This is a genomic window from Ruegeria sp. YTSA226 (genome assembly GCF_059609905.1).
In genome coordinates, this window is the sequence record NZ_JBXWMQ010000001.1 from 242594 (window position 1) to 267982 (window position 25389).

The window sequence follows — 25389 nt, forward strand, 5'->3', positions numbered from 1 at the left end:
CCCCACACTTCGCTGTTTTTTGGTCGCCACGATACGGACGAAAAAGCCGCGCCCAATCGGCGCGGCTTGTATCTGTCGGCTTAGGAAAGAACGCCGAACTTATAGATTTGTGGCAGGTCGGCGATGTGCTTTTCAACCCCAACCATATTATCGCGGTGGTGACGCATCGCCGTCCGCCAATAGGGTTGGATGGTCACGCCTTCTTCGATCATGATCGCCTGCAGCTTGGCCATGACTTCGCGACGCTTGTCGACATCCGCGATCGAGTTTGCCTCGGCCAGAAGCGCGTCGAACTCGTCATTGGCGAAACCAGCCTCGTTCCAGGCTACGCCCGATTTGTAGGCCAGCGCCAGAACCTGCGTGCCCAGCGGGCGGTGGTTCCAGTTGGTCGACGAGAAGGCGTATTTCGTCCAGTCGTTCCAGAAGGTCGAACCCGGAAGAACCGTATGACGTGCCTTGATGCCAGCATCGTTCAACTGAGCGACCACGGCCGCGGTCGTGTTGCGGCGCCAGTCGTCGTCGATGGACTGAACCTCATGCTCGAAGTCACCCATTCCGGCCTCGTCCATCAGCGCTTTGGCCGCTGCGGGATCAAAGGGCAGGCGGGTTACAGCGGAATCATGTTCCGGGTGCATCGGGCCAACATGGCAGTTGTCGGCAGGAATGCCGTATCCCGACATGCCCAGCTCCAGGCAGACGGCGTTGTCGACGGCCATGGCCAGGGCCTGCCGCACACGTTTGTCGGCGTAGATCTTGTTGCCGTCGGCATCTTCGGCCAGCTGGTTCGGGCGGATGACGATTGTAAAGCCCGATGGAATCTCGGACCGTGTCAGGCCGATGCTGTCAAAGATGTCTACGAATTCGCCGACCGACTCCCAGTTCATGTCGATCTCTTCGGCCTCATAAGCAGCCAGGAAGGCCGCAGGGTCGGTGCCGTAGTCGATGAATTCGATCCGATCGATATAGCCACCTTTGCCCGCAGCATATCCCCACCAGTCGTGCTCTTCATTGCGGACCAGTACACCCTTTACGCCCACTTCGTGGCTTTCAGGGATCATGAAGCCAGTGCCAATCGGGTTGGCCAGCATATTGTTGGGATCGTGGCTGCTGTGCACGATGGCTGCGGGGTAGTCGGCCATACCAGGAATGATCGTGATATCGGGCGTGTTGCAAGTCAGCTTGACCGTGTGATCATCGACCACAGTGATTGCACCTTCACCCGCTTTCTGGGTTGCCTCGTCAACCAGGGATGACATGCGCGATGCCATCGAGTTCCCCTCGACTGCCGCGTCACACCACATTTCGATGTTGCGGGCGACATCCGCTGCGGTGAAGTCATCACCGTTGTTCCACTTGACGCCTTTGCGAACGTTCAGCGTGTGCTCAGTCGCGTCATCGTTGGATTCCCAGCTTTCCAGCAACATCGGCTTGAACGAACCGTCATTGTTGTATTCGACCAGATATTCCAGCCATCCAGCCGTGAAGGTCGCAATTTGCGTCCAGTCATAAGTACGTGGATCTTTCAGGGCGCGCACTTCCATCTGATAGCGGATAGTTCCACCGCGCGGTGGCTCTTGTGCTTGTGCCGGAGACGCCAGGCCGATCATTCCATAGGCGGCGGGGACGGTAACCCCCAATGCCGTCACGCGCGCCAAAAACTCGCGGCGGCTTAGTTGCCCGTCGCGGTACTCTTGCGCGTGCATTTCCGCGGCACGATGGATCGGCGCTCCGGTAATGGTTTGGTGTTTCATTAATGTCTCTCCCTGTGACATCGATTTTGATGAAGTAGCTCTGAACCGCTCAGACCGGTTGGTGTCAGGCAGCAGGTTCGTGTGTTTTTTTTTGGATATGCAGCATCCCCATGGCGTCATTCGGCACCAGATTTCCCATGAGGTCAATGTCGGAAATCGTCATCAACTGCACAAAAGCGACATTTTGAGGCCGAAGTTTCCGTCATCGCGGATGCTTAATCTGTGCTCCGGGTAATTCAAATAAGTGACCGCCAATCAGATTCGATCACTTCGAACCTGCGGCTGTTGTCTTGAAAATGTGTTTGTAACGACCTTAAGTATCACTTTGATAAATCAGCGCGAATCCAGTTTCTCATGCGTGCGCGAAACCACGTGCGCTGACGTTTGGCAAATTGACGGGTCGAGATTGTGGCACGCTCGCGCGCGTCATCCAGTGTGATACGGCCTTCAAGATAGGCTACCAACTCGGGAACGCCGATGGCCTTGAAAGACGGCAGCGAGGCGTCATACCGGTTTCGCATCGCCTCAACTTCTTCCAAAGCACCACTTTCCAGCATCAGGTCAAACCGGCGCCTGATCCGATCCAATAGCCATTCTTTGTCGACATCAAACACAATGGGCACGGCGTCTTGCGGGTTCAGGACCGGAGGAGGGGTGTCGGCTTGCCAGTCCCGCAAGCTGCGCCCGGTGGCTTGCTGAACTTCCCACGCACGTTGAACGCGGGCGCGATTCCGGGTGTCAATCCCGGCCAGGGTTTTAGCATCGACCCCATCAATCAGTGTAGCTAGGTCCAGTTGATCCGCGGCAGCCCGAACTTTGGTCGGAGTCGCCGGGATATCGGCCATACCTTCGGTCAGGGCAGAAAAATACAAACCTGTACCGCCCACAATGATGGGGCGCTTACCGCCGGACAGCAATGGCTTGACCTCGCGCAACCAGTGGCCAGTCGAATAGTCCTGATCATAAGGCACATGACCATAAAGCAGATGCGGCGCGCGGGCTTCTTCCTCGGCGGAGGGACGCGCCGAGATCACGCGCCAGCAATCATAAACCTGGCTTGCATCTGCATTGACGATCGCGCCGCCGAACGTTTCGGCGATCTTCAGCGCCAATGCTGATTTCCCCGATGCGGTGGGCCCGGCGATCAAGACGGGTTTGTCGTCAGGAATAGGGGGAAGGCGGTCCCAAATCTGCGTCATCTTGGCATTGGCCATTCAGGTTGCCTCATTCCTTATGATCCGCATTGAACCCGCGGAGCTTTTGCTTCATTTTGCGCCGGAATTAAACCCGTGCCAGCCCGGAGCGCAATATGACCCTTTCCCCCACAACCGACACTGTCGATACGACCAAGGCGAAATACAGCCGAGTGATGCTGAAGATTTCGGGCGAGGCGCTGATGGGAGATCAGGGTTTTGGCCTGCATCCCCCCACCGTTCAGCGCATCGCGCAAGAGGTAAAGTCGGTGCATGACCTTGGGGTCGAGATCTGCATGGTCATCGGCGGTGGCAACATCTTCCGCGGCCTCAGCGGTTCAGCCCAGGGGATGGAACGGACGACGGCGGATTACATGGGTATGCTGGCTACGGTCATGAATGCGCTTGGCATGCAATCGGCGCTTGAGGAGGTTGGCGTATTTACTCGTGTGATCTCGGCCATTCGTATGGATGAGGTTTGCGAGCCTTACATCCGCCGCCGCGCTGTGCGGCATCTGGAAAAGAAACGGGTCTGCATCTTTGCCGCTGGAACAGGGAATCCGTATTTCACCACAGATACCGCAGCGACACTGCGCGCCAATGAGATGGCTTGCGAAGCGATCTTTATGGGTAAGAACGGCGTGGACGGTGTCTATGACAAAGACCCCAAAGAACATGCGGATGCGGTGCGTTATGACTCGGTCAGCTACGATGACGTGTTGGCAAAGCGGCTGAAAGTCATGGATGCATCGGCCATTGCGCTAGCGCGCGACAATAACCTGCCTCTGATCGTATTCGGATTGGATGAGCCGGGCGGTTTCCGCGGTATCCTGGCCGGTGAGGGAACCTACACAAAAGTTCAGGGCTGACACCCGAACGGTGCTCATTTTCAAGGCCGGGCATGATTGCCCGGCTTTTTCTTTGGTTCGGGGCACAGTGTTCTTGACGATGGCAAAAGCTGTGGGCAATTTGTCGGCGTACTTGCGCGGCAAAGGCGCAGGTTCTGCGGGCACCTGAACGTGTCGGCTGGGCTGGAAGACCTGCCATGATTTCTGAGGGTTCCGAAATCATGCTCGGGCACCTCTTGGATAGGCAAGCATGATCAAGGAGGCACGTGCCATGAGCACTCTGGATATCAATTTCGTTCGGTCGCAGTTCCCAGCTTTTTCCGAACCCAGCCTGCAGGGGCAGGCATTTTTCGAAAATGCTGGTGGATCATATACTTGCAAGCCGGTGCTTGATCGTTTGACGCGCTATTACACCCAGCGCAAGGTACAGCCCTATGCCCCCTATGATGCCAGCCGTCTGGCCGGAGAGGAAATGGACGAGGCCCGTGCCCGAATGGCTGCGATCATGGGTGTGGATACAGATGAACTGAGCTTTGGCCCGTCGACCACGCAGAACACCTATGTTCTGGCGCAGGCATTCCGACAGTGGATGCAGCCGGGTGATGCGATTGTCGTGACAAATCAAGATCATGAAGCCAATTCGGGGCCTTGGCGCCGTCTTGCTGATGAGGGCATAGAGGTTCGCGAATGGCAGATAGACCCCGAATCCGGGTCTCTGAACCCGCAGGATCTTGAGGACATTCTGGACGAAAAGGTGCGTCTGGTCTGTTTTCCGCATTGTTCGAACGTGGTCGGGGAAATCAATCCGGTTACCGAGATAACTGCGATTGCACATGCGGCTGGCGCGTTTGTCTGCGTCGACGGTGTCTCTTACGCGCCGCATGGATTTCCGAATGTCGGTGATCTGGGACCGGATATCTATCTGTTTTCGGCGTATAAAACCTATGGTCCTCATCAGGGATGCATGGTGATCCGCCGGGCATTGGGGAAGCTGTTGCCCAATCAGGGGCACTATTTCAACGGCGATGTTCTTTATCAACGATTTACCCCTGCAGGGCCGGATCACGCACAGATCGCCGCCAGCGCGGGCATGGCGGATTACGTCGATCTATTATGCGAACATCATGACGGACCCGGAACTGGTGCTGCAGCGCGGGGGGCGTTTGTCCACGACCTGATGCGCGGGCACGAGATCGCCCTGCTACAACCGGTTCTGGATGCGCTTAAAGATCGTAATGCAGCCCGTCTGATCGGAACCTCTGATGCCTCGCGGCGTGCGCCAACGGTGGCGTTGGCGCTGAACCGAAATGCTGAATCTGTTGCTGCCAGTCTTGCCTCGCATGGGGTTATGGCCGGTGGCGGAGATTTCTATGCCGTGCGTCCTTTGCAGGCCATGGGTGTGGATCTGGGTCAAGGTGTTTTGCGAGTCAGCTTTACGCATTACACATCGAAACAGGAAATTGATCAGCTTTTGAATGCGTTGGATGCTGTTTTGTGATCCAGTTCCGACACTGCTGCGTAGAAAGGTAAACAATACGGAGCAGTCATGGGACCCAAGAGCCCGCCGATAATTATGTGGTTCCGACAGGATTTGCGACTGTCGGACCATCCTGCACTCAGCGCTGCTTCGGCAACCGGGCGGCCAATCATTCCGGTCTATATTTTCGACGATCTAGGGCAGGCCTTGGGTGCGGCTCCTAAATGGCGCCTCGGCAAGGGCCTGGAGGTGTTTGACCGCGCGTTGGCGCAGTTGGGAAGCCGTCTGATCTTGCGGCGCGGGGATGCATTGGAGGTTCTGCAAAACCTGATCAAGGAAACCGGATCCACCGAGGTCTATTGGTCTCGGGCTTACGATCCGGACACGATTGCCCGAGATACAAGGATCAAGGCGGCTCTGACCAAATTGGGCGTACAGCCCAAATCGTTTTTCGGGCACCTGCTTTTTGAGCCCTGGACCGTCCAGACCAAGACCGGAACGCCTTTTCGCGTGTTTACACCAATGTGGCGATCGGTACAGAAACGCGAGGTTCCATTCCCACATGCGCGACCCGCCGCGCTGACCCCGCCGAAGGAATGGCCGCATACAGATACTCTGGAGTCGTGGGGATTGGCCGCGGGAATGAACCGCGGGGCATCAGTTTGCGCCCGATATGTTCAGCCAGGGGAAGACGCAGCGTTCAAAACGCTCCATCGGTTCTTGGAACGGCTTTCGGGGTATCCCGAAGCCCGGGATCAGCTGGCCGAGGATGGAACGTCGGGCATTTCCGAATATCTATCGCTGGGTGAGATTGGACCACGTAGCGTCTGGCACGCCCTTCAGGGCGCAGAGATGTTCGGCATGTCCGGTACCGAAGCCTATTTGCGGCAGTTGGTTTGGCGTGAATTTGCCTATCATTTGATGTTCCATACGCCTCATTTGTTAAGCAACAACTGGAAACCGGAATGGGATCAGTTCCCTTGGGGCCAAAACGCCTCTAGCCCCGAGATCATTGCTTGGAAGCAGGCAAGGACAGGCATTCCCGTGGTCGATGCTGGGTTGCGACAGATGTACGTCACAGGTCGCATGCACAATCGCGCCCGGATGATTGTCGCCAGTTATTTGACCAAACATCTGATGGCGCACTGGAAAATCGGTATGGGCTGGTTTTCCGATTGCCTGACCGATTGGGATCCGGCCTCAAATGCGATGGGTTGGCAATGGGTTGCTGGGTCCGGCCCAGATGCGTCCCCGTTTTTCCGTATTTTTAACCCCGAGGCGCAGCAAAAAAAATATGATCCCTATTGCGACTATGTACGGAAATGGGTGGCCGAAGGACAGTCAAACCCGCCCTCGAGCGCACTTGATTATTTTGAAGCCATTCCCTGCAAGTGGGGTCTTGATCCGTCTGCGCCATACCCAAACCCTGTTGTGGGTTTGGCTGAAGGACGCGCGCGTGCCTTGTCGGCCTATGAGGGCCGAAAAAGCCGGTAAAGAACTGAAAACTTGCCAGAAACACAAACTCGTTTTAGCCTTCTATAACAACCGCACAGGGGAGAGCGGATGGTTCTAACTACAATCGAAGGGCAGACAGACCTGCCAAGATATTTTGCACATGTTCTGAATATGCTGAACCAGATGGAGCAGGGGCAGCTTGATATTGCCTTGCCAGACGGTCGTGTATTTCGCACCGAAGGCAAACGCCCTGGGCCTGTCGCACGGGTCGATATTCACAATCCGGACGTATTTGCACGACTTATCCGGGAGGGTGAGCTGGGGTTTTCAGACGGATATCTGGAAGGCGATTGGAGCACACCTGATCTGCGTGCCTTCATGGATCTAGTGCATCTGGGTACCGAGACCGTGTACGACGATTTCACCGGGAAATTTCTGGTACAGGCCTATGAACGCCTGCGCTTTTGGTTGCATCGAAACAACCGTCGACAGGCTAAAAAGAATATCTCTTATCATTACGATTTAGGTAATGAATTCTATGGGTTATGGCTGGATGATACCATGACCTATTCCAGTGCATTGTTCGAAACCGGGCAGGAAAGCTTGGAAAAGGCACAAACCGCTAAATACGCCAGTCTGGTTGATGAAATGGGTGCCAAGCCCGGTGACCATATTCTGGAAATTGGCTGCGGATGGGGTGGTTTCGCCGAATATGCAGCAAAAGAGCGTGGCCTGCGGGTCACAGGCTTGACGATCAGCAAGGAACAGTTGAGCTTTGCCCGTCAACGCATTGAAAAAGAAGGACTTACGGATTTAGTTGATCTGAAGCTGCAGGATTATCGTGACGAACGGGGCCAATATGACGGGATCGCCTCTATTGAGATGTTCGAGGCGGTTGGTCAGAAATATTGGCCGGTTTATTTCGACACTATCCGTGATCGCTTAAAACCTGGCGCACAGGCAACCTTGCAAATCATTACCGTTGGCGATCATCGCTGGGATGTGTATAAGAATGGTGTTGATTTCATTCAGAAATATATCTTTCCGGGTGGGATGCTTCCGGCTCCGACAATTCTGCAGGAGCAGGTGGCGAATGCGGGTCTGACCGTGGTGAAGTCAAAAGAATTCGGCAAAAGCTATGATCTGACACTGCGCCGCTGGTACGAGACGTTCAATGACAAATGGGACGAGATTTCGGGAATGGGGTTTGATGAGCGTTTTCGCCGCATGTGGAATTATTATTTGACCGCTTGCGGCGCGGCCTTTGACACCGGCAACTGTGATGTGACACAGATCACCATAGCGAAACCTACTTAGTAAACGGACCTTTAGAATGCCCAGCGCCTCACGTCTTGTCGCAGCCCTTTGTCTGGCGGTGGTGGCATTTCTGGTTTCCAGCATGATCATAGCAAATGGTGAAGAAGGCAAAAGCTATGGCTACTTCACTGTCGTCAACATGGCCCTTGGGGTTGCGTGTGGTTGGAAAATCATGGGTAAACGGACCGGCAAGGGGTGGACCGCTGCCGTCAATAACGGACTGACAGGCATTGCCTCGCTGGTGTTTTGGGGTCTTTTCGTTCAGGGCACCTATGAGATGTTCCGCTTGGCCATGCGCCACCGCTATGACGGCCCGTTCGAGGCCCTTATGGCGATATTCAAGATTGGCGTTGGCTATGGCGAACAGTTGTTAGCTCCGGAAATTCTGTGGACTTTGGCTATTGGCGCTCTTATCGCCGGTTTGGCGACGGAAGAAGCAAGCCGCCGCTGGCGCTAGTACCCAAACACCAACGCGAGATACCCTTGTGAACGATCTGTTTTTCTATGGCACGCTTCGGCATCTGCCACTGCTGCAACTGGTGCTTGGCCGTCCGCTGTCATGCCTGACTTTGTCAGAGGCCAAGCTGAAGGATCACGCGGTTTACGGCGTGCGCGACGAGGCATTTCCGATGATCAAGCCAGAACGTGGGGCCGTTGCGGATGGCCTTCTGGTTCAGGGCCTCGAACCCGAGGATTTCAGGCGACTGATTTTCTATGAAGGGGGGTTTGATTATGATCTGCAGCGGCAGCCCGTTGAATTGCCCGATGGCTCTGTTGTCGAAGTCAGCGTGTTCTTTCCCGAGCCTGACCTGTGGTTGCCCGGTGAGCTATGGTCCTTGCAGGACTGGGCAGACGCGTGGGCGGATCTGACCCTAACCGCCGCGCAAGAGGTCATGGGCTATTACGGCAAGGCCGATGCCCTCAAGATCGCGCGCAGTTTTCCGTCGATCCGAACCCGCGCTTGGGCCAAGCTGGCTGCACGCAAACGCGGAACCGGTGACGCGCGTGATCCGAAGAAGGATGTGATCGTACACGAGCATACCCATGCCTATATTGACTATTTCGGCATGCAGGAGGTTCAGCTTCAACACCGCCGGAATAACGGCACAATGGGGTCGGTGCTGAACCGCAACGGCTTGATGCAGGGCAGTGCTGTGGTGGTTCTGCCATATGATCCGGGGCGTGATGCGGTGCTTTTGGTTGAACAATTTAGGACGCCGGTTTTCCTGATCGAAGACCCCGAGCCGTGGATGTGGGAACCCGTTGCAGGCATGATTGACCCCGGTGAAACGCCGCAACAGGCTGCGCGGCGTGAGGCGATGGAAGAGGCCCAGATCAGCCTCAAGTCGCTTGAATTTGCCGGAGAGGCCTATTCGTCCAGCGGATCGTCCACCGAATACGTCTATCTTTACGTGGGGTTGGCCGATCTTGAGAAAACGATAGACAATGGCGGGTTGGCCTCGGAAGGTGAGGATATCCGCACCAAAATCATTCCCTATGCTCAGTTCATGGATCAAGTCGACGGGCATGGGTTCAAGGATTTGCCGCTATTGTCACTGGCGCATTGGCTGGCTCGGAACAGAGACAGGTTGCGTGGGGCGTGATCGCGGCTTGTGGTTGTTGCGTAGCATCTGTAAATCTTCGTTGATACGTAAAGAAATGAGGGCGCCATGCGCATTGCGAAAGACCTTGCCGACGCAGTAGGGAAAACTCCGTTGATCCGGCTGCGCCGTATCAGTGAGGAAACCGGGTGTGAAATTCTTGGCAAGGCCGAGTTCATGAATCCTGGTCAATCGGTCAAGGACCGTGCCGCCCTTTATATCATTCGCGATGCCATAGCACGGGGCGACCTGAAACCTGGGGGCACCATCGTTGAAGGCACCGCCGGAAACACCGGTATCGGTCTGGCGCTTGTCGGGGCGTCGATGGGCTTCAAGACCGTGATCGTGATCCCGGAGACCCAGTCCGAAGAAAAGAAAGACATGCTGCGTCTTGCGGGTGCACAGTTGGTTCAGGTCCCGGCAGCGCCGTATCGCAACCCGAACAACTTTGTACATTACTCTCGCCGTCTAGCTGAAGAACTGGCGCAGACGGAACCCAATGGCGCAATCTGGGCCAATCAGTTCGACAACGTCGCCAACCGTCAGAGCCATGTCGAGACCACCGGCCCCGAGATCTGGGAGCAAACCGGCGGTAAGGTCGACGGCTTTGTCAGTGCGGTTGGTTCAGGTGGTACGTTGGCCGGTGTGGCCGAGGCCCTGCAGCCCAAAGGCGTCAAGATCGCATTAGTCGATCCGATGGGGGCCGGGTTGTATTCCTATTACAAAACCGGTGAGATCGCGATGGAGGGAAGCTCGATCGCGGAAGGTATTGGGCAGGTGCGGATCACCAAGAACCTTGAGGGGTTCAAACCGGATTTCGCCTATCAGATGACGGATAACGAAGCGTTGCCCTATATCTTTGACCTTCTGCGCGACGAAGGTCTGGTCATGGGCGGATCGACCGCCATCAACATGGCTGGCGCCGTGCGCCTGGCCAAGGATCTGGGTCCGGGCCATACCATTGTTACCATCCTGTGTGATTATGGCACGCGCTATCAATCCAAGCTGTTCAACCCGGAATTCCTGCGCGAAAAAGAATTGCCTGTTCCTGATTGGATGACCGAGGCGCCGCGTAGCATTCCGGGCGTTTTCGAGGACGTATGATGTTGCGGCAGGTCCGCCTGTTTCTGGCCATTGTTTCACTTTTGTTTGCAGTTCTGTCTGGTCCTGCAACGGCCCAGCTTTCGGATCGGCAAAGTGACTACTATCAGGGTTGGGTAAAAACGGCGGATCGGGCCGAAGATGTGATCGAGGCCAATCGGGCCTCGAACGCTTCGCTGGAAAATCTGCGATCGGAAATTCATACCTATCGAGATGTTTTCAACAGCGCGCGTGGTGCAAATACCGAACGTATCCAGACCCTGGAAAGCCAGATCAAGGCTTTGGGTCCCGGACCGGAAGGTGATGCAACCGAACCGGAAGACATTGCTACGCTGCGTTCACATCTTGAAAACCAACTGAACGCGCTGCGGGTGCCGCATATCATTTCCGACGAGGCCTTCAGTCGCGCCAACGGACTGATCGCAGAAATTGACCAGATCCTGCGAAATAGGCAGAAAAAAGAGCTGTTGGAGCGCGGCCCATCGCCACTGAACCCCAGCTATTGGCGGCCAGCCTGGGTTGACCTGACTGAAGCGGGCCGAAGCCTTTTCAACGAGGCTGTGCAGAACTACCAAACAGACGTGGTGCATGAGCAGCTTCGCAAACAGGGGCTTGGAATTCTTTTGCTGGTCTTTGTGGCCATTGTTTTGCTGGGCTATGGAAAACGTTGGTCCGAGGCTGCCGGGAACTATCTGCGTACCATAGGGGGGCAGGGAACTGGCGTATGGACATTCCTGACATCGCTGTTTCGGATAATTCTGCCATGGCTGGGTGTTTTGTTGCTGGTAAAAGCCGTCGTCTTGACGGGGATATTGGGATTGCGGGGAACCCTTCTGATAGAAAACGTACCGTTCTGGGCGGCCATTGTTCTGTACTACGACTGGATTGGTCGTCAGGTCTATGTAATGCAGCAGGCGCAGGGTTTCAGAAAGCTCTCGCCAAAGCGGATCACCGAGCTTCGAATCTACCTGGATCTGCTTGCCGTTTTTCTCATTTTGCACGATCTTGGGAACCTTTTCGAACAGATCGAGAATACTTCGGATGCGACGCGCGCAGTTGTGGGCTTCCCAGTTATTCTTGCAACTGCTCTGGTTCTGTTGCGTGCGCGGCAGATACGGCTTGCCGAGGTGCAGGCAGAACCTGATGGCAATGCCCGTGGAACCGGGGTTATCCAGCTGGTCGAATTCTTGCGCCGGGCATTGTTCCTGTTAGGAGTTGTCAGCCCGGTTCTGGCCGCCATCGGTTATAACAACGCGGCTGAGGCCATTGTTTTTCCAGCGGTAAAATCGTTGATCCTGATTGCCGCACTGATCATCCTTCAACGATTCCTGACTTCGGTTTACGGATTGATAACCCGCAAGGGCGAGGCAGCCCGGGACACATTGTTTTCGGTTCTGATTGGCTTTGCCATGGCCATTTTGGCCCTGCCGGTTCTGGCGCTGATCTGGGGCGCACGCGAGATCGATTTGTTAGAGGCATGGTCGCGGCTCCTTTTGGGGTTCGACATTGGGGGCGTGACCGTCTCGCCCAGTAATTTCTTTACTTTTCTGGTGGTTTTCCTGATCGGATACGGACTGACACGCGCCCTGCAGGGTGGGTTGCGGACCTCTTTGCTGCCAAAGACGAGCATTGATCCCGGTGGTCAAAACGCGATTGTTTCAGGGACGGGGTATGTCGGTATCTTCCTGGCAGCCTTGGTCGCCATCATGGTTGCGGGTTTCGATCTGTCGTCCCTGGCCATCGTGGCCGGGGCGCTCTCTGTCGGGATCGGATTTGGTCTGCAAACCATTGTCTCGAACTTTGTGTCCGGCATTATTCTTTTGGTCGAACGTCCGATCTCAAAAGGCGATTGGATCGACGTAAACGGGATGATGGGATATGTGCGCGACATCTCGGTACGCTCGACCCGGATTGAGACCTTCGATCGAACAGATGTCATTGTCCCAAACTCGGACCTGATCAGCGGTGTTGTCACCAACTATACCCGTGGAAATACGATCGGACGCGTCATTGTCCCGGTCGGGGTGGCCTATGGTACCGATACCCGCGTAGTCGAGACAATCCTGGGCGAAATCGCCAACGCACATCCGATGGTATTGGCGAATCCGGCACCCAACGTTGTGTTTCAGGGGTTCGGTGCGGATTCTCTGGACTTTGAAATCCGCGCCATTTTGCGGGATGTGAATTGGGTTCTTTCGGTGAAGTCCGACATGAACCATGAGATCAATCGCCGCTTTGTCGAAGAGGGGATCGAGATACCGTTTGCTCAGCGTGATGTCTGGCTGCGAAACCCCGAGGCTCTTCAATCGTCAGATAACGCGCAAATGCCCCCATCTGAGCCTGTTTCAGAGGCAAAAGCGCCCCCGGCCTCTTCGCCCGCCGAATTGACCGAGGCTGATCTTTCCGACGGTGATGGTGACGAACCCTGAGGCAAGTTCGGGCCTGAAACGAGCCAGAGAATTTTACACTAATCGGGCCTTGCAAATCCCCAGGCGATAGTCCAAATAACGCCCGCACGGAGAGGTGGCCGAGTGGTCGAAGGCGCACGCCTGGAAAGTGTGTAGGCGGGAGACCGTCTCCAGGGTTCGAATCCCTGTCTCTCCGCCACAACACCAGCTCTTGTCTTGGACGCTTAGGTGTTTCACATCTCAGACATTGTTTTGGAGCCCCCCAGCAAAAAAGGCTCGGTAAGCGATTCACATAACCCATGTTGAGCGAATTCATCCAATTTAGATGGCCCAGAATTACTGTTTCTTGTAGGCAAGGGAATTTCAGGATGCGAGGCAGTCAAACTGTTGGGTAGGGCCTATTCCTGTGTCGGTTGGGTAACTACAGGTGAAAACTCGGCGCTCGGCTTGTTCGCTGATGCGTCTGTTGGGATATCAATACATCTACAACGCCAAGTGAACGCTATTCCTTGGCTGGTCCGTTTTGCGATAGGTGCGCCGTAAAATCGCGCCCGGAGGTTAGATGTTACTGTCTGTCGTCATTCCATGCATGAACGAAGAGGAGTCGATCCCCTTACTGGTGGAGCGCCTGATCGCTGCGACTGAACAGTGGAACGCCGAATCCGAGATTATTCTGGTGGATGATGGGTCTAATGACGAAACATGGCGCGCAATCTGTGCCCAAAGCGAGTTTCATCCGCGTATTCGCGGTTTGAAGCTATCGGGTAACCGCGGTCACCAGATTGCTCTGACAGCGGGGCTGAATGCAGCCCAAGGGCAGCGGATTTTCATGTTGGATGCCGATCTGCAAGACCCGCCGGAGCTTTTGTCGGACATGATGGCGATGATGGATCAGGGTTATGATGTGGTTTATGGGCGTCGGAGTGAGCGAAAAGGCGAAAGTTGGATTAAGAAAGTAACAGCTCATGGTTTCTACCGCATATTGAACCGGCTTTCGGACGTACCCATTCCAAATGACACGGGCGATTTCCGGCTTGTTAGCCGTCGGGCGCTGGATGCGGTTCTGAGTATGCCGGAACGCGCGCGGTTCGTTCGGGGCATGTTCGCTTGGGTTGGTTTTCGTCAAATCGGGATCGAATACATCCGCGACCCACGGATCGCGGGCGAGACCAAATACCCGATGTCCAAGATGATCCGCTTTGCGCTTGATGCACTGGCGAGTTTTTCGATCAAACCGCTGCAGATCGCCACACGAATGGCCTTTCTGACACTGATTATCGCCGCGCTGATGGCGGTCTACGTCTTTTGGTCCTTGATCCTTTACAACGCGGTTGCGGGTTGGGCGTCGACGGTTCTGGTGATCAGTTTCTTCTCGGGTATCCAGCTATTGACGCTTGGAATCATGGGGGAATATCTCGGACGTCTGTATATCGAGGCCAAAAACCGACCACTCTATTTTGTAGATCAAGAGACCTCAGAGATTTCGGACACCATAGTAGAAGAGAAGACCGCGCAGAAATGAGCGAACGGCGCCGCATAATCCGGTTTGCCATCGTGGGCTTAGGCGTGGCTGGTTACTACATGCTGGCCTATCTGGGCCTGTTGCGCGTGTTTCATTCGCCTTGGATCGCCAATGCATTGGCTTTTGGGTCCGCAATCCTGATCCAATATATTGGGCAAACAGTCTGGACCTTCGGGCAGGCGCTGGTGGTTCCTGCACAGTTTGGGCGGTTTCTTTGCATGGTCGGAATTGGGCTGCTGGTTTCAGCTGCGATTACCGGACTGGCCGGTCCTCGTTTTGGCCTGAGCGAAGCTGCCTCGGCCGCTGTCGTTGTAGTTGTTCTGCCTGTGATCAACTTCGCGTTCCTACGGCTATGGGTCTATAAACCGCAGAATTCAACCTAGAGATTGGCAATGTCGCATATCTATTCAAACGAGTTCTTTGACTATATTGACCAGGGCGCCAGGCGGTCCGCAAACAGGCTAATTGCTTGCCTTCTAGGAAAAATCTCTGCGGACAGTGTCGTGGACTTTGGCTGCGGGCGGGGTGTGTGGCTGTCGGAGTGGCAGGCCGCGGGTTGCAAGGATATTGCCGGTGTCGATGGCGACTATGTGGATCGTGACAAGCTTGCGATACCGGCTGAGGCGTTTATCAGTGCAGATCTGTCCAAACCGGTCGAGCTTGGACGCCAGTTTGATTTGGCTCAGTCGCTTGAGGTCGGTGAACACTTGCCGCACGACGCGTCGGCCAGCCTGGTTCAGAGCCTGACCACACATAGCGATCTGGTCCTGTTCTCAGCCGCCGTTCCGGGGCAGGGCGGCGAGTTTCATATAAATGAACAGCGCCTGTCCTTTTGGCAGGGTTTGTTCGCTGAACGGGGATACACTGCCTATGATTGTTTGCGGCCTGAAATGTTCGGGGATCAATCGATCGAACCCTGGTATCGGTATAATTCTGTCCTCTATGCGAACCAATCAGGGGCAGCGCGGCTGTCTCAGGACGTGCTGGATACCAAAGTCGCGCCCGGCGCGTTGAAAGAGGTCGGCAGTTTAGGCTGGACCCTACGCAAGCTGGTTGTGCGTGCCTTGCCCCGGTCGGCTGTCACCGCTATCGCTCAGGTCCGGGCCTCTGTTATTGCAAGGTCATATGGCGACAAATCATGACGGAAAAAACATCTCGGCAGGAGTTTCTTTTTCTGTTCCTGCTTTGCATCGCTGCGTTGTTCTTGATCAATTGGCCACAGCTTTTCGACCCTTTCGTACGTCATGATGATTTCCCGGCGCTGCTGGGCTGGACCGAGATTGCCTACCACAAGGCCTTGGATGAAGGTCGTTGGTTGAACTACTGGTGGCAGTTCCGGCCATTTCTATGGCCCTCACAAATAAGCATGTATCTCTATAACATAGCCTGGGGCTTGTTCTCGGCTGCGGCAGCAGTCGCGATCATGGAGCGTTCGGACCCGATCTGGTACAAAGGTTATCTTGCGCTATTCATTGCGTTTTCGGTTCCAGCATTCCTGATTTCATACTGGTTCAACACGTTGCTGCCGGGGATCTGGGTTATCACCTTGTACAGCCTGGCAGTTCTGTTTCTGCCGCATCGTGTGTCGCTGGCCCTTTTGGTTGTGGCAGTGCCCTTATCCTTCATGGCCTACACGACCTATCCGTTCCTGTTGCTGACACTGATCCTGCTGTCAAACAAGGCGCCAAAAACCTATACCAGCGTCGCTGTTACGCTGATCATTTTCTTTGTCAGCCTGGTTCTGGCGTTGCTGAGTGTTTACACCCTGAACTACTTTTATCATGGGATATTTGGTATTCCGGTTGCTGAATGGCGTGGGCCCAACGAAGTAAATTCGGTCGATGACCTGCTGCTGAACCTTACCAAGGTCAAAGTATTCCTTCGATCCATCATCTATACAATGGGCGGAGGGACAATCAGCTATGGCTTGATGCTCTTGGCCCTATTTGCAGGTGCCTGGGGGTTCCTGTTTACCCGAAGACGGATGTTTGCCGTCGCGATCCTGATGGCTGCACTTGCTGGTCTGGCACCGCTTATCCTCAAGGCGATTATGTCGGGGGTGCAGGTCCCTGTTCGGGCATTGAACTGGCTTTGGATCTTGTTTGGAGTCGTGCTCACCACGTGTGGGGTTCAGTTTCTGCAGTCTTCAAAAAGATGGTTAAGTGTTTCGCGTATCTTGTTGATGTGCGTGTTGATGATCAATTTGATGCTCATTGGCAAAACATCGTTTATGTTCATCCCGCCTTGGCAAAAAGCAACGAGCGCATTGGCGCAAAGCCTGCCTGAACAGGTCGAAACCGTATATATCTATGGGCATTTTCTTGGCGTGAATGGCGCGGCAGACGCCAGAGTTCAATTCGAACGGGGGCTGCGGTTGCGGTTAAACTATCTGACCGGGGCCGAGATCATCATGTGCTGGAAGCAGCCCGATAGATGCGATGGGATTACACCTCCGTTCGATCCAGGCGACTGGGTCTCGACGCCTGTTGTCGCATCAACTGGTGACCAGGCCTTTATCCTTTTGCCGCGTCCCAATCTGGGGCCCTGATCAAAAGGTGAGTTGTAACAGGTTTGAGAAAATTCTATGAATGCGCCCACTTGGGCTGTCCGGCATTCAAGGACACAGACCCCAACCCCTGTTGGAACACCCGGACATGATTGACCTGAGCGACCACAAACCCCTGCGAAAAAGTCGCAACTACCTGATTTATCAGCACCCCGAGGTCGAAGGGGCGCTGCTGAAAGTGCGGGTGGACGAACCTGTGCGTAGCCATTTTCTGCCGCGTTATGCCGAATGGCGCTATGGCAATCTGCGCCAATGGAACCGCGAAGCAAACGAATATCTGGCGGCGCTCAACCGTGGATGCCCTGAGATCGAAAGGTTGGCGCAATTCATGGGATATGCGCCAACATCAGCGGGCCCGGCGATAGTGGTGGAAAAACTGACCGGCCCGGACGGAGATCTTGCGCCAACCCTGCATTCGGAACGCGTCGCGCTGGCCAAGGATCACGCCGGACGTGAACGTCTTCATGCTGAATTGATGGAACTGTTTGACGATCTCGAAAGCGGCCGGATCATTGTGGGTGACATGGGGTTCGAAAACATCGTTCGTGCGCAGGAAAGAAGCGGCAAGCTGACCGTGATTGACGGCGTTGGCGAAAGGGTTCTTTTTCCGCTGTCACTGGTCAGCGAAACAGCGTTTCGCAAGTCAATCGACCGCCGGCGACAGAGGATGTCGAGTGGCTTTGGTTTAATGAAGACCTGACCACTAAACTGCTACGCGCAGGGGAAACGTGCGTTCGACTTCTTTTGCTATCTCCGCAATCAGGGCTTTTGTCACGGCGTTGCGGTTGTTCATCTGAACCCGCGCGACATAGGCAAGCTCTGGAGGGGTAGGAAAGACATCGTTGATGACTTCCATGTCAGGTGTAATGTGCATCCCGTTCAATAGCGCTATGCCCAGCCCAGATCGAACAGCCGACTGGATTCCTGCTGCACTTGGACATTCCAGGATATTGTCAAAACGGTGGTCCTGCTGCTGACTGTCTTCCATTCCCCACCTTCGGTAGAAACACTGTGTGTCAAAGGACAGAAACGGAACCGGTTCTGACAGATTCAGACGATAGTCGGGTGATTTGACCCAATGAAGGGAATCCTGAAACAGGATCAGATCTTCGGGCTGCACGTCGTTGCGAAATATCTGAATCACCGCCAAGTCTAATTCACCAGCCTTCAACCAATCCTGAACATTCAGGCTTTGACCAGTGCGGGTTCGTACGCGAACATCGGGGTACAGCCGCGTGAAACGTCCAAGAATTTGGGCGATCCCCCTGGTTGTCGCATCCTCGGTCATGCCAAGCCGCAAGTGGCCGGTGAGCGGCCTGTTACCAAGTGAGGCCACCGCTTCGTCATGCAGAGTGGTAATTCGACGGGCGTATTCACAAAGACGCAGCCCGTCTTCGGTGAACAGGGGGGCACCTTTGCGACGAGTCAGCAGTTTGCAATTCAGTGCGCGCTCTAAACGGCCGATCTTATGGCTGACTGCCGATTGCGAAAGCGCCAGATGTCGGGCCGCACGGGTTACACCACCATAGGTCGCGATTGCGAGCAGCGCGCGCAAGGCGTCTATTTCCAAACGTTCGTTCATGATTTCCCATGACAGATTTTGATCATTGAATGATAATCATTCATTTGCGGCAAAGGCAAATGTCAGATTAGGTATCGCGAACACAATGTTCGCGGAGCTTCGAAATGAACAATCTGTACCCGGAGGATATCACAGACTTCGAACATCAGTCGGCATGCAAATCTGGTCCGCTGACGCTGTCTTCTTCTTTCGGCAAAGGAAAGTGTAACTGATGACGGAAGACAGAACAGCTAACCGCCGCCTGACAACACTGTTTGAGATCACCGGATCGGTTCTGGCTATGGCTTATGCCTTGCTGATTGCTTCGAATATTGGCGCTGAGATTCTTGGATTCTCCCTACTGTTGGTGTCATCGGCGCTGTTTGCCGCATGGGCATTGATTGATCGGCGCTGGACGTTTTTGCTGTTGCAGGCGTTCTATGCGACCTCTGCCATTATTGGACTGATCCGTTGGGCATAAACTTGGTGTAGGGTTGCCGCCAGGAACTTGTTAGGACGGATCTATGACGGATCAGGACAGAATCGATATCGGCTTTCTGCTGTTTGATGGATTTCCGATGGCTTGTTTGACATCGGTGATTGAACCCCTGCGGGCGGCCAATGAAATCGCAGGTCATCAAGCGTTTAGATGGTCGCTGGTTTCTGAACGTGGCCAAAAGGTTCAGTCAAGCGCAGGGGTTGGGTTCGAAGCAGATCGCGCGTTGGCGGACTGCAGGAATATCGACATTTTATTCCTGCTCAGCAGCCCGTCTTCGGTCTTTGACAACGCTGTTAGCGGCAATGCCTTGCTGCGTGGTCTCGGGAGGCACGGAACAGTTCTGGGTGGGATCAGCGGTGGCGTATTCCCTCTTGTGCGATCCGGTGCAATGGCAGGTCAGCCGGTCTCGGTCCACTGGTGCTATGAGGCGGCTTTTGAGGCCGAGTTTCCCGATATGGACGCCCGGAGCGAAGTGATCGTGCGCACCGTGACGCGCTATACCGCCGCCGGTGCAGCGGCAGGGTTCGACCTGGCACTGCATTTGGTTCACGATCGCTTGGGCGGTGACATTGCGCATGAGGTTGCGTGCTGGTTTCAACATCCGATGATGCGCGGTGCGGCAGTGCGTCAGCAGGTGCCCAATGCGACAGCGCCGAAAACGGGAGACCGCCTTCCACCGCTTGTTTCACGCAGCGTTGAAATGTTTGCCGCCAATATTGGTCAAGCGATCTCGATTGCCGAAGTTGCGAAACAAATGGGCGTCACACCTCGTCAGATCGAACGGGCATTCAAACAGGCAACCGGACACAGCCCCAGCCATTACTACCGTGCCATGCGGATGAAGGCGGCGCGGCAGATGGTGGTTTATACCAAAGACCCCATTTCCCAGATCGCGGCCGCTGTCGGCTATGGATCTGTCGCGCCCTTGGTGACGCATTACCGGTCGGCTTTTGGCCTGAGCCCCAGCGAGGACAGGCGCCGCATCAACCGTTTCCGGGTTGAGGATAACGCCCCTTTGCCCTCGGTCTAGGCGCTGACTAAAGCGCCGATCGCATCGCCGTCAGGATCGCATGGTGCAGAGATTTGGCGGATGAGCGCGGACCGTACAGGCTGTAGTGATCCGAACTACGACACAGCACGAAACAGCCAATATGGTGGATCGAGCTGCGCGCCGCCGTCCCTTTAGTCAATATGCGCAGATCCAACTGGCACAAAAGCTCCAGCACTGCTTGAATGTTCGCACCAGCCAAGTCGAAACGCACCCAGGCATCGGTCTGTTCAGTGACAGAGGCCGCAGACCCAATGGCAGATTTTACTTGCGTAGCAAGGTCCTCGTGCGTGTCATGCGGTGCTTCAACCATCCATTGCTCTGGCCCCGCCCAAAAGGCGGTGATTGCGGTTCCTTCAAACCTCTGGACCTTTGGTGCCTCAGCGCCAATTAGTTTCTTCAATGCGGCTTTGGCCGCTGTTTCCTGACCGAGCCGCGCCGCGACTGATGCCAACGCCACGCCCGGTATCTCGGAACAGGTGACAGGCCCAACCGTGTCTACCCGAGGGTCAGCCGCGCCGAGGGCGGTTATCGCAACCAGATTATCCACGCAGACGTTCTCCTTCCGGGTCAACGAAATGGGCCGAGACAATTTCCACCTCGACCGTCAGGTCCGTCAGCGGAGAGACAAGGCGCATTTTTTCGCCCAGCCTGTCGCCGCCGTTTTTCAACAGTCCCAGCCCGATGCTACTGTTCAGAATGGGCGAGTAGACGGCTGAGGTGACATAGCCCTGATCATGGGCCGCATCGAACGGGCCATCGTTCTTCATCAGGTGGCCACCGGCGGTTACCTTGTTTTCAGGCTCCAACGGTTTGATCCCCACCAGCATCAGTGCATCCGGTTGGTTCAGTGCCTCGCGTTCCGACAGGGTTGATCCGATGCTGTCCTTCTTTTTGGACACCATGCGGCCCATTCCCAGGTTCAGGGCGGTTGTGGTGCCGTTCAACTCGCTGCCTGCAGCATGGCCTTTTTCGACCCGCATGACGCCCAGTGCTTCGGTGCCATATGGGACAACGTCGAACTCTTCGCCCTCGGCCATCAGCCTGCGCATCAATGCGTCGCCATAGCGAGAGGGAACCGCGATTTCGAATGCCAGCTCGCCTGAAAAGGAAATCCGGAACAGCCGCGCCCGAAGGCCGCCGCACACGGTGATGGTTCCACAGGCCATAAAGGGAAAGGCCTCATTCGAGATGTCGAATTCCGGGTCGATGATTTTTCGCAGCAGCTTACGGGAATTGGGCCCGGCAACTGCATATTGCGCCCATCCTTCTGTGGTGGATATCAGCTGCACATCCATGTCCGGGCACAGGCACTGGCGCACGAATTCCATGTGGCGATAGACCAATACGGCATTTGCGGTCGTTGTGGTTACGACGAAATGATCCTCGGCCAGTCGCGCGGCGGTGCCGTCATCCATGGCTATGCCATCTTCGCGCAGCATCAGGCCATACCGGGTTTTGCCGACCGCAAGCTTGGCGAAACCGTTGGCATAGACCCGGTTCAGGAACGCTGCCGCATCGGTGCCCTGCACGTCGATTTTGCCCAATGTCGTGCAGTCGCACACCCCGACCGAGGCACGCGTCTGACGCACTTCACGGTCCACGCTCTCGCGCCAATGGGTCTCGCCGGGCAGGGGGAACCACTGCGCACGAAGCCAGTTGCCAACCTCGACAAACACCGCGCCGCGTTCTTCGGCCCAGTGGTGTGAGGGCGTCAGGCGGGTGGGGTGAAACTCTTTACCCTTCATCCGGCCTGCGAAAGTGGCAATCGGGACAGGGGTATAGGGCGGGCGGAAGATGGTGGTACCGGTCTCGGGGATCGACTTACCGGCCAGCTCGGCCATGATCGCCAGCCCGCCGATATTCGAGGTCTTGCCCTGGTCCGTGGCCATGCCCAGCGTGGTATAGCGTTTCAGATGCTCGACCGAACGGAAGCCCTCCTGATAGCTGAGACGGACATCCTTGACCGTCACATCGTTCTGCTGGTCCAGCCATGCGCGTTTGCAGCCCTGAACGTACCAGAATGGGGTCTGCGCGATGGGTGCGTCCTCGGCCTCGGGCAGATCGGGTTTGGCGTTGGTCAGGTCCAAAGCGGCGATTGCGGCCTCGGCGCCAGAGCGCAACGCACCGTGGGTAGACATATCGCCGTTTGCCGCGCCGGCAACGGACATGCCTACCGGCAGGTCCGCGCCGGGAACAAAGGCGGCCAGCGTCTCATCCCATGCGGGGCGGCCGCGCTGGTGGCAGGTCATGTGGACGTTGGGGTTCCAACCGCCCGAGACGCCCAAGGCACCGCATTCCAATGTCCGGGTTGAGCCATCGGGCAGGGCGACTTCGACAAAGCTCAGCCCCAGGCGGCCTTTGGTATTTGTGACCTGCGCGCCTTGCAGAACTTCGTAATCGTGGCTGATAGGTGCGTCCTTGCGTACATCGATCACTGCGGTGATTTTAACACCTTTGGCGTGCAGATCAGCTGCGGTGCGGTGACCGTCATCATTGTTGGTAAAGACGGCGACGCGCTGCGATGCCGCTGCTCCAAACCGGTTGGCATAGGTCCGCAGGGCGCTGGCTGTCATGATGCCGGGGCGATCATTGTTCTCGAATGCGATTGGCCGCTCGGTCGCGCCTGCGCACAGCAGCGCCTTTTGGGTATAGATACGCCAGAGGATTTGCCGGGGTTTGCCTGCGGGCAGGCTGGGCAGATGATCGCCCGTACGCTCGACCGCGCCATAAATTCCGTGGTCAAACGCGCCGATCACCGTGGTGCGCGGCATCAGGCGCACATTGGGAAGCGTGGACAGCTCGGCCACAGCCTGCGCCGCCCAGTCAGACGCCGCAGCATCGTCTATGGTGAGTGTTTCGCTGTTCAGGCGACCGCCCAGGGCGAAATCCTCATCCGCCAGAATGACATCCGAGCCCGCACGACCCGCGGTCAAAGCCGCCATAAGACCGGCTGGTCCGGCACCAATGATCAGCAGATCGCAATGGCGAAAGCCCTTGTCGTATTCGTCCGGGTCCTCTTGCATCGAAAGCGATCCAAGCCCGGCTGCGCGACGGATTGTAGGCTCGTACAGCTTTTCCCAGAAGGCTGCAGGCCACATGAAAGTCTTGTAGTAGAAACCCGCAGACAGGAAGTTGGAAAACATGTCATTCACGGCCAGCGCGTCGAATTTCAGGCTGGGCCAGCGGTTCTGTGATCGCGCCTCAAGCCCCTCGAACATCTCGATGGTTGTTGCGCGGGTATTGGGCTCTTTGCGGGCGCCCGAGCGCAGTTCGACCAAGCCGTTCGGCTCTTCGGATCCTGCGGTCAGAAGCCCGCGCGGGCGGTGGTATTTGAAAGACCGCCCGATCAGACGCACATCATTGGCCAACAGGGCCGAGGCCAGGGTGTCGCCGGGATGCGCGGTATAGCTGCGCCCGTCAAAGCGGAAGTTCAGCGTGGTGTTGCGGTCAATCTGTCCGCCGTTCAGCCGGTTCACCTGCGTCATTTGGAGCGCCCCCGTTCGCGGGCCACATCGCGGGCCAGTTCCACCTTTGAAATCTCGTGGGTCAGCGTGTTGCGCGTGACGACCAGCCAGGATCGGTCACCTGTTTCGTGGTACCAAAGTTCACGGTGCTCGCCTGCCGGGTTGTCACGCAGATAGGCATAGTCGTGAAAGGCTTCGGCGGCATTTTCCGCCTGCCAATCGGGGCGGTCAATCAGCGCGGCGTCGCCCAGATAGGTGAATTCTGATGCATCGCGAGGCCCAAGAAGGGGGTGGTTGATTATCATGTCTGGTGTCCCCTTTAATGCAGGTTGGGCTGATTGCCCGCGCCTTTTTCGTCGATCATCCGGCCGGTGCGGAACCGGTCCAACCGATAGGCCGTTGCGACAGGGTGCGGTTCGTCCTTCGCAAGCAGATGTGCAAAGCAATAGCCCGAAGCCGGAGTTGCCTTGAACCCGCCATAGCACCAGCCCCCGTTGAAATAGAGGCCCTCGACGGGCGTTTGGTCAATGATCGGTGAGCCATCCATCGACATATCCATCACGCCGCCCCACATCCGCAGCAACCGGGCGCGTCCGATCATCGGCATCAATGCCATGCCACCTTCGCAAACATCCTCGACCACGGGCAAGTTGCCGCGTTGGGCATAGGTGTTATAGCCGTCAAGATCGCCACCGAACACCAGCCCGCCCTTGTCGGACTGACTGACATAAAAATGCCCCGCGCCATAGGTGATGACACTGGGTAGGACGGGTTTTAACCCTTCAGATACAAAGGCTTGTAGAACGTGGCTTTCGATAGGCAGGCGCAGTCCGGCCATCCCCATAACGCGCCCCGAACTGCCCGCAACGGCGCATCCGACTTTGGAGGCGCCGATAAAGCCCTTAGTCGTTTCGACCCCAAGACATTTACCGTCTTCTATCCGCAGCCCAGTAACTTCACAGTTCTGAATAATATCGACGCCATGAAGGTCGGCTGACCGGGCATAGCCCCAGGCCACTGCATCATGGCGCACGGTACCGCCGCGCCGTTGAACAAGGCCGCCCTTGATCGGAAAGCGAGCGTCGTCGAAATTCAGATAAGGGTGTTCGCGCCGCACCTGATCTGCGTCCAGCAATTCGGCATCGGCCCCGTTCAGGATCATCGCATTGCCACGTCGCGTATAGGCGTCACGCTGACCGTCTGTATGGAACAGATTGACGATACCGCGCTGACTGACCATTGCGTTATAGTTTAGGTCCTGCTCGAGCGCTTCCCACAGCTTCAGCGAGAACTCATAGAACGGCTCATTCCCATCCAGCAGGTAGTTCGAGCGAATGATCGTGGTGTTTCGGCCCACATTTCCGCCACCGATCCAGCCTTTCTCGATTACGGCAACATTTCGTTGGCCGTAGATTTTGGAAAGGTAATGCGCGGTTGCCAGACCATGCCCGCCGCCGCCGATTACGATGATGTCGTAATGGGCCTTAGGTTCAGGTTCACGCCAGACCGGCTTCCACCCTTTGTGGCCGGTTAGCGCCTCTTTGATAACTCGAAAGCCGGAATATCTCATGAATC

At 56.0% G+C, this 25389-nt stretch carries 22 protein-coding genes and 1 tRNA gene; 16 read left to right on the plus strand and 7 right to left on the minus strand.

All coding sequences use genetic code 11. The annotated features are described in order from the left end of the window. Positions 1-80 precede the first annotated feature (80 nt). Positions 81-1751, minus strand: coding sequence for an ABC transporter substrate-binding protein (locus tag AC2FFF_RS01210; RefSeq protein ID WP_142634235.1), 1671 nt, complete (start codon positions 1749-1751; stop codon positions 81-83). A 320-nt stretch (positions 1752-2071) separates the two neighbouring features. Continuing rightward, on the minus strand, positions 2072-2965 hold the full coding sequence (gene miaA / locus AC2FFF_RS01215; protein WP_496750527.1) for a tRNA (adenosine(37)-N6)-dimethylallyltransferase MiaA: 894 nt from the start codon (positions 2963-2965) through the stop codon (positions 2072-2074). 95 nt (positions 2966-3060) lie between these two features. On the opposite strand from miaA, the gene pyrH reads away from it, so the two are divergent. The 14 genes from pyrH (at position 3061) to AC2FFF_RS01285 (ending at position 17939) form a co-directional block, all read left to right on the plus strand. Next, positions 3061-3813: a UMP kinase gene (gene pyrH, locus AC2FFF_RS01220; RefSeq protein WP_271946712.1), complete on the plus strand. Its 753-nt coding sequence runs from the start codon at positions 3061-3063 to the stop codon at positions 3811-3813. Positions 3814-4063: 250 nt separating this feature from the next. After that, positions 4064-5290 carry an aminotransferase class V-fold PLP-dependent enzyme gene (locus AC2FFF_RS01225; protein ID WP_281972210.1) on the plus strand — a complete coding sequence of 409 codons (1227 nt, stop codon included), beginning with the start codon at positions 4064-4066 and terminating at the stop codon, positions 5288-5290. Positions 5291-5338: 48 nt separating this feature from the next. Beyond that, complete coding sequence (locus AC2FFF_RS01230; protein WP_496882809.1) at positions 5339-6763, plus strand: cryptochrome/photolyase family protein; 1425 nt, start codon at positions 5339-5341, stop codon at positions 6761-6763. A 69-nt stretch (positions 6764-6832) separates the two neighbouring features. Next, on the plus strand, positions 6833-8041 hold the full coding sequence (locus AC2FFF_RS01235) for an SAM-dependent methyltransferase (protein ID WP_142634227.1): 1209 nt from the start codon (positions 6833-6835) through the stop codon (positions 8039-8041). A 16-nt stretch (positions 8042-8057) separates the two neighbouring features. Beyond that, a complete protein-coding gene (locus tag AC2FFF_RS01240) occupies positions 8058-8498 on the plus strand; it encodes a TrgA family protein (RefSeq protein WP_142634225.1) in 441 nt (146 codons plus the stop codon). 28 nt (positions 8499-8526) lie between these two features. Next, positions 8527-9645: an NUDIX domain-containing protein gene (locus tag AC2FFF_RS01245; RefSeq protein ID WP_281972208.1), complete on the plus strand. Its 1119-nt coding sequence runs from the start codon at positions 8527-8529 to the stop codon at positions 9643-9645. Between the two features lie 66 nt (positions 9646-9711). Beyond that, on the plus strand, positions 9712-10746 hold the full coding sequence (locus tag AC2FFF_RS01250; protein ID WP_142634220.1) for a cysteine synthase A: 1035 nt from the start codon (positions 9712-9714) through the stop codon (positions 10744-10746). Next, positions 10746-13172 carry a DUF3772 domain-containing protein gene (locus AC2FFF_RS01255; protein ID WP_496882810.1) on the plus strand — a complete coding sequence of 809 codons (2427 nt, stop codon included), beginning with the start codon at positions 10746-10748 and terminating at the stop codon, positions 13170-13172. Before AC2FFF_RS01250 ends, AC2FFF_RS01255 begins: the two co-directional genes overlap by 1 nt. Positions 13173-13260: 88 nt before the next feature. After that, positions 13261-13350 (plus strand) — tRNA-Ser (locus tag AC2FFF_RS01260). A 363-nt stretch (positions 13351-13713) separates the two neighbouring features. Next, positions 13714-14673 carry a glycosyltransferase family 2 protein gene (locus AC2FFF_RS01265; RefSeq protein ID WP_271946727.1) on the plus strand — a complete coding sequence of 320 codons (960 nt, stop codon included), beginning with the start codon at positions 13714-13716 and terminating at the stop codon, positions 14671-14673. Beyond that, the gene (locus tag AC2FFF_RS01270; RefSeq protein WP_271946729.1) at positions 14670-15056 is read left to right on the plus strand and encodes a GtrA family protein; all 387 of its coding nucleotides are present in this window, start codon (positions 14670-14672) and stop codon (positions 15054-15056) included. Before AC2FFF_RS01265 ends, AC2FFF_RS01270 begins: the two co-directional genes overlap by 4 nt. Positions 15057-15065: 9 nt before the next feature. Continuing rightward, a complete protein-coding gene (locus AC2FFF_RS01275) occupies positions 15066-15815 on the plus strand; it encodes a methyltransferase domain-containing protein (protein WP_496750525.1) in 750 nt (249 codons plus the stop codon). After that, positions 15812-17221 (plus strand): hypothetical protein, encoded by a 1410-nt coding sequence (locus AC2FFF_RS01280; protein ID WP_281972204.1) that lies wholly within the window; start codon positions 15812-15814, stop codon positions 17219-17221. Before AC2FFF_RS01275 ends, AC2FFF_RS01280 begins: the two co-directional genes overlap by 4 nt. Before the next feature lie 40 nt (positions 17222-17261). Further along, positions 17262-17939, plus strand: a complete 678-nt coding sequence (locus tag AC2FFF_RS01285) for a YrbL family protein (protein WP_281972203.1) — start codon at positions 17262-17264, stop codon at positions 17937-17939. A 3-nt stretch (positions 17940-17942) separates the two neighbouring features. On the opposite strand, the gene AC2FFF_RS01290 is transcribed toward AC2FFF_RS01285, so the two are convergent. Beyond that, positions 17943-18821 carry a LysR family transcriptional regulator gene (locus tag AC2FFF_RS01290; RefSeq protein ID WP_281972202.1) on the minus strand — a complete coding sequence of 293 codons (879 nt, stop codon included), beginning with the start codon at positions 18819-18821 and terminating at the stop codon, positions 17943-17945. 211 nt (positions 18822-19032) lie between these two features. Here AC2FFF_RS01290 and AC2FFF_RS01295 point away from each other — a divergent pair, with 211 nt between their 5' ends. After that, on the plus strand, positions 19033-19281 hold the full coding sequence (locus tag AC2FFF_RS01295) for a hypothetical protein (RefSeq protein WP_142634203.1): 249 nt from the start codon (positions 19033-19035) through the stop codon (positions 19279-19281). A 43-nt stretch (positions 19282-19324) separates the two neighbouring features. Continuing rightward, positions 19325-20329 carry a GlxA family transcriptional regulator gene (locus tag AC2FFF_RS01300; RefSeq protein WP_271946744.1) on the plus strand — a complete coding sequence of 335 codons (1005 nt, stop codon included), beginning with the start codon at positions 19325-19327 and terminating at the stop codon, positions 20327-20329. Positions 20330-20336: 7 nt separating this feature from the next. Here AC2FFF_RS01300 and AC2FFF_RS01305 read toward each other — a convergent pair whose 3' ends face one another. Genes AC2FFF_RS01305 through AC2FFF_RS01320 form a run of 4 tightly spaced genes read right to left on the minus strand, consistent with a single transcriptional unit; the run spans position 20337 to position 25384 of the window. After that, positions 20337-20897: a sarcosine oxidase subunit gamma gene (locus tag AC2FFF_RS01305; protein WP_281972201.1), complete on the minus strand. Its 561-nt coding sequence runs from the start codon at positions 20895-20897 to the stop codon at positions 20337-20339. Then, positions 20890-23835: a sarcosine oxidase subunit alpha family protein gene (locus tag AC2FFF_RS01310; RefSeq protein ID WP_496750523.1), complete on the minus strand. Its 2946-nt coding sequence runs from the start codon at positions 23833-23835 to the stop codon at positions 20890-20892. Before AC2FFF_RS01310 ends, AC2FFF_RS01305 begins: the two co-directional genes overlap by 8 nt. Further along, positions 23832-24119: a sarcosine oxidase subunit delta gene (locus AC2FFF_RS01315; protein WP_281972199.1), complete on the minus strand. Its 288-nt coding sequence runs from the start codon at positions 24117-24119 to the stop codon at positions 23832-23834. The genes AC2FFF_RS01310 and AC2FFF_RS01315 overlap by 4 nt, the downstream gene beginning before the upstream one ends. Positions 24120-24133: 14 nt before the next feature. After that, positions 24134-25384 carry a sarcosine oxidase subunit beta family protein gene (locus AC2FFF_RS01320; RefSeq protein WP_271946755.1) on the minus strand — a complete coding sequence of 417 codons (1251 nt, stop codon included), beginning with the start codon at positions 25382-25384 and terminating at the stop codon, positions 24134-24136. Between the last annotated feature and the right edge of the window lie 5 nt (positions 25385-25389).

Bases quoted from the DNA above. Each gene is read 5' to 3' on its own strand.
- AC2FFF_RS01270 (WP_271946729.1), top strand. From the start codon at position 14,670: ATGAGCGAACGGCGCCGCATAATCCGGTTTGCCATCGTGGGCTTAGGC.
- AC2FFF_RS01235 (WP_142634227.1), top strand. From the start codon at position 6,833: ATGGTTCTAACTACAATCGAAGGGCAGACAGACCTGCCAAGATATTTT.
- AC2FFF_RS01320 (WP_271946755.1), bottom strand. From the start codon at position 25,384: ATGAGATATTCCGGCTTTCGAGTTATCAAAGAGGCGCTAACCGGCCAC.
- AC2FFF_RS01225 (WP_281972210.1), top strand. From the start codon at position 4,064: ATGAGCACTCTGGATATCAATTTCGTTCGGTCGCAGTTCCCAGCTTTT.
- AC2FFF_RS01315 (WP_281972199.1), bottom strand. From the start codon at position 24,119: ATGATAATCAACCACCCCCTTCTTGGGCCTCGCGATGCATCAGAATTC.
- AC2FFF_RS01230 (WP_496882809.1), top strand. From the start codon at position 5,339: ATGGGACCCAAGAGCCCGCCGATAATTATGTGGTTCCGACAGGATTTG.
- AC2FFF_RS01290 (WP_281972202.1), bottom strand. From the start codon at position 18,821: ATGAACGAACGTTTGGAAATAGACGCCTTGCGCGCGCTGCTCGCAATC.
- AC2FFF_RS01210 (WP_142634235.1), bottom strand. From the start codon at position 1,751: ATGAAACACCAAACCATTACCGGAGCGCCGATCCATCGTGCCGCGGAA.
- AC2FFF_RS01255 (WP_496882810.1), top strand. From the start codon at position 10,746: ATGTTGCGGCAGGTCCGCCTGTTTCTGGCCATTGTTTCACTTTTGTTT.
- AC2FFF_RS01295 (WP_142634203.1), top strand. From the start codon at position 19,033: ATGACGGAAGACAGAACAGCTAACCGCCGCCTGACAACACTGTTTGAG.
- AC2FFF_RS01285 (WP_281972203.1), top strand. From the start codon at position 17,262: ATGCGCCCACTTGGGCTGTCCGGCATTCAAGGACACAGACCCCAACCC.
- AC2FFF_RS01250 (WP_142634220.1), top strand. From the start codon at position 9,712: ATGCGCATTGCGAAAGACCTTGCCGACGCAGTAGGGAAAACTCCGTTG.
- AC2FFF_RS01275 (WP_496750525.1), top strand. From the start codon at position 15,066: ATGTCGCATATCTATTCAAACGAGTTCTTTGACTATATTGACCAGGGC.
- AC2FFF_RS01280 (WP_281972204.1), top strand. From the start codon at position 15,812: ATGACGGAAAAAACATCTCGGCAGGAGTTTCTTTTTCTGTTCCTGCTT.
- AC2FFF_RS01240 (WP_142634225.1), top strand. From the start codon at position 8,058: ATGCCCAGCGCCTCACGTCTTGTCGCAGCCCTTTGTCTGGCGGTGGTG.
- pyrH (WP_271946712.1), top strand. From the start codon at position 3,061: ATGACCCTTTCCCCCACAACCGACACTGTCGATACGACCAAGGCGAAA.
- AC2FFF_RS01300 (WP_271946744.1), top strand. From the start codon at position 19,325: ATGACGGATCAGGACAGAATCGATATCGGCTTTCTGCTGTTTGATGGA.
- AC2FFF_RS01265 (WP_271946727.1), top strand. From the start codon at position 13,714: ATGTTACTGTCTGTCGTCATTCCATGCATGAACGAAGAGGAGTCGATC.
- miaA (WP_496750527.1), bottom strand. From the start codon at position 2,965: ATGGCCAATGCCAAGATGACGCAGATTTGGGACCGCCTTCCCCCTATT.
- AC2FFF_RS01310 (WP_496750523.1), bottom strand. From the start codon at position 23,835: ATGACGCAGGTGAACCGGCTGAACGGCGGACAGATTGACCGCAACACC.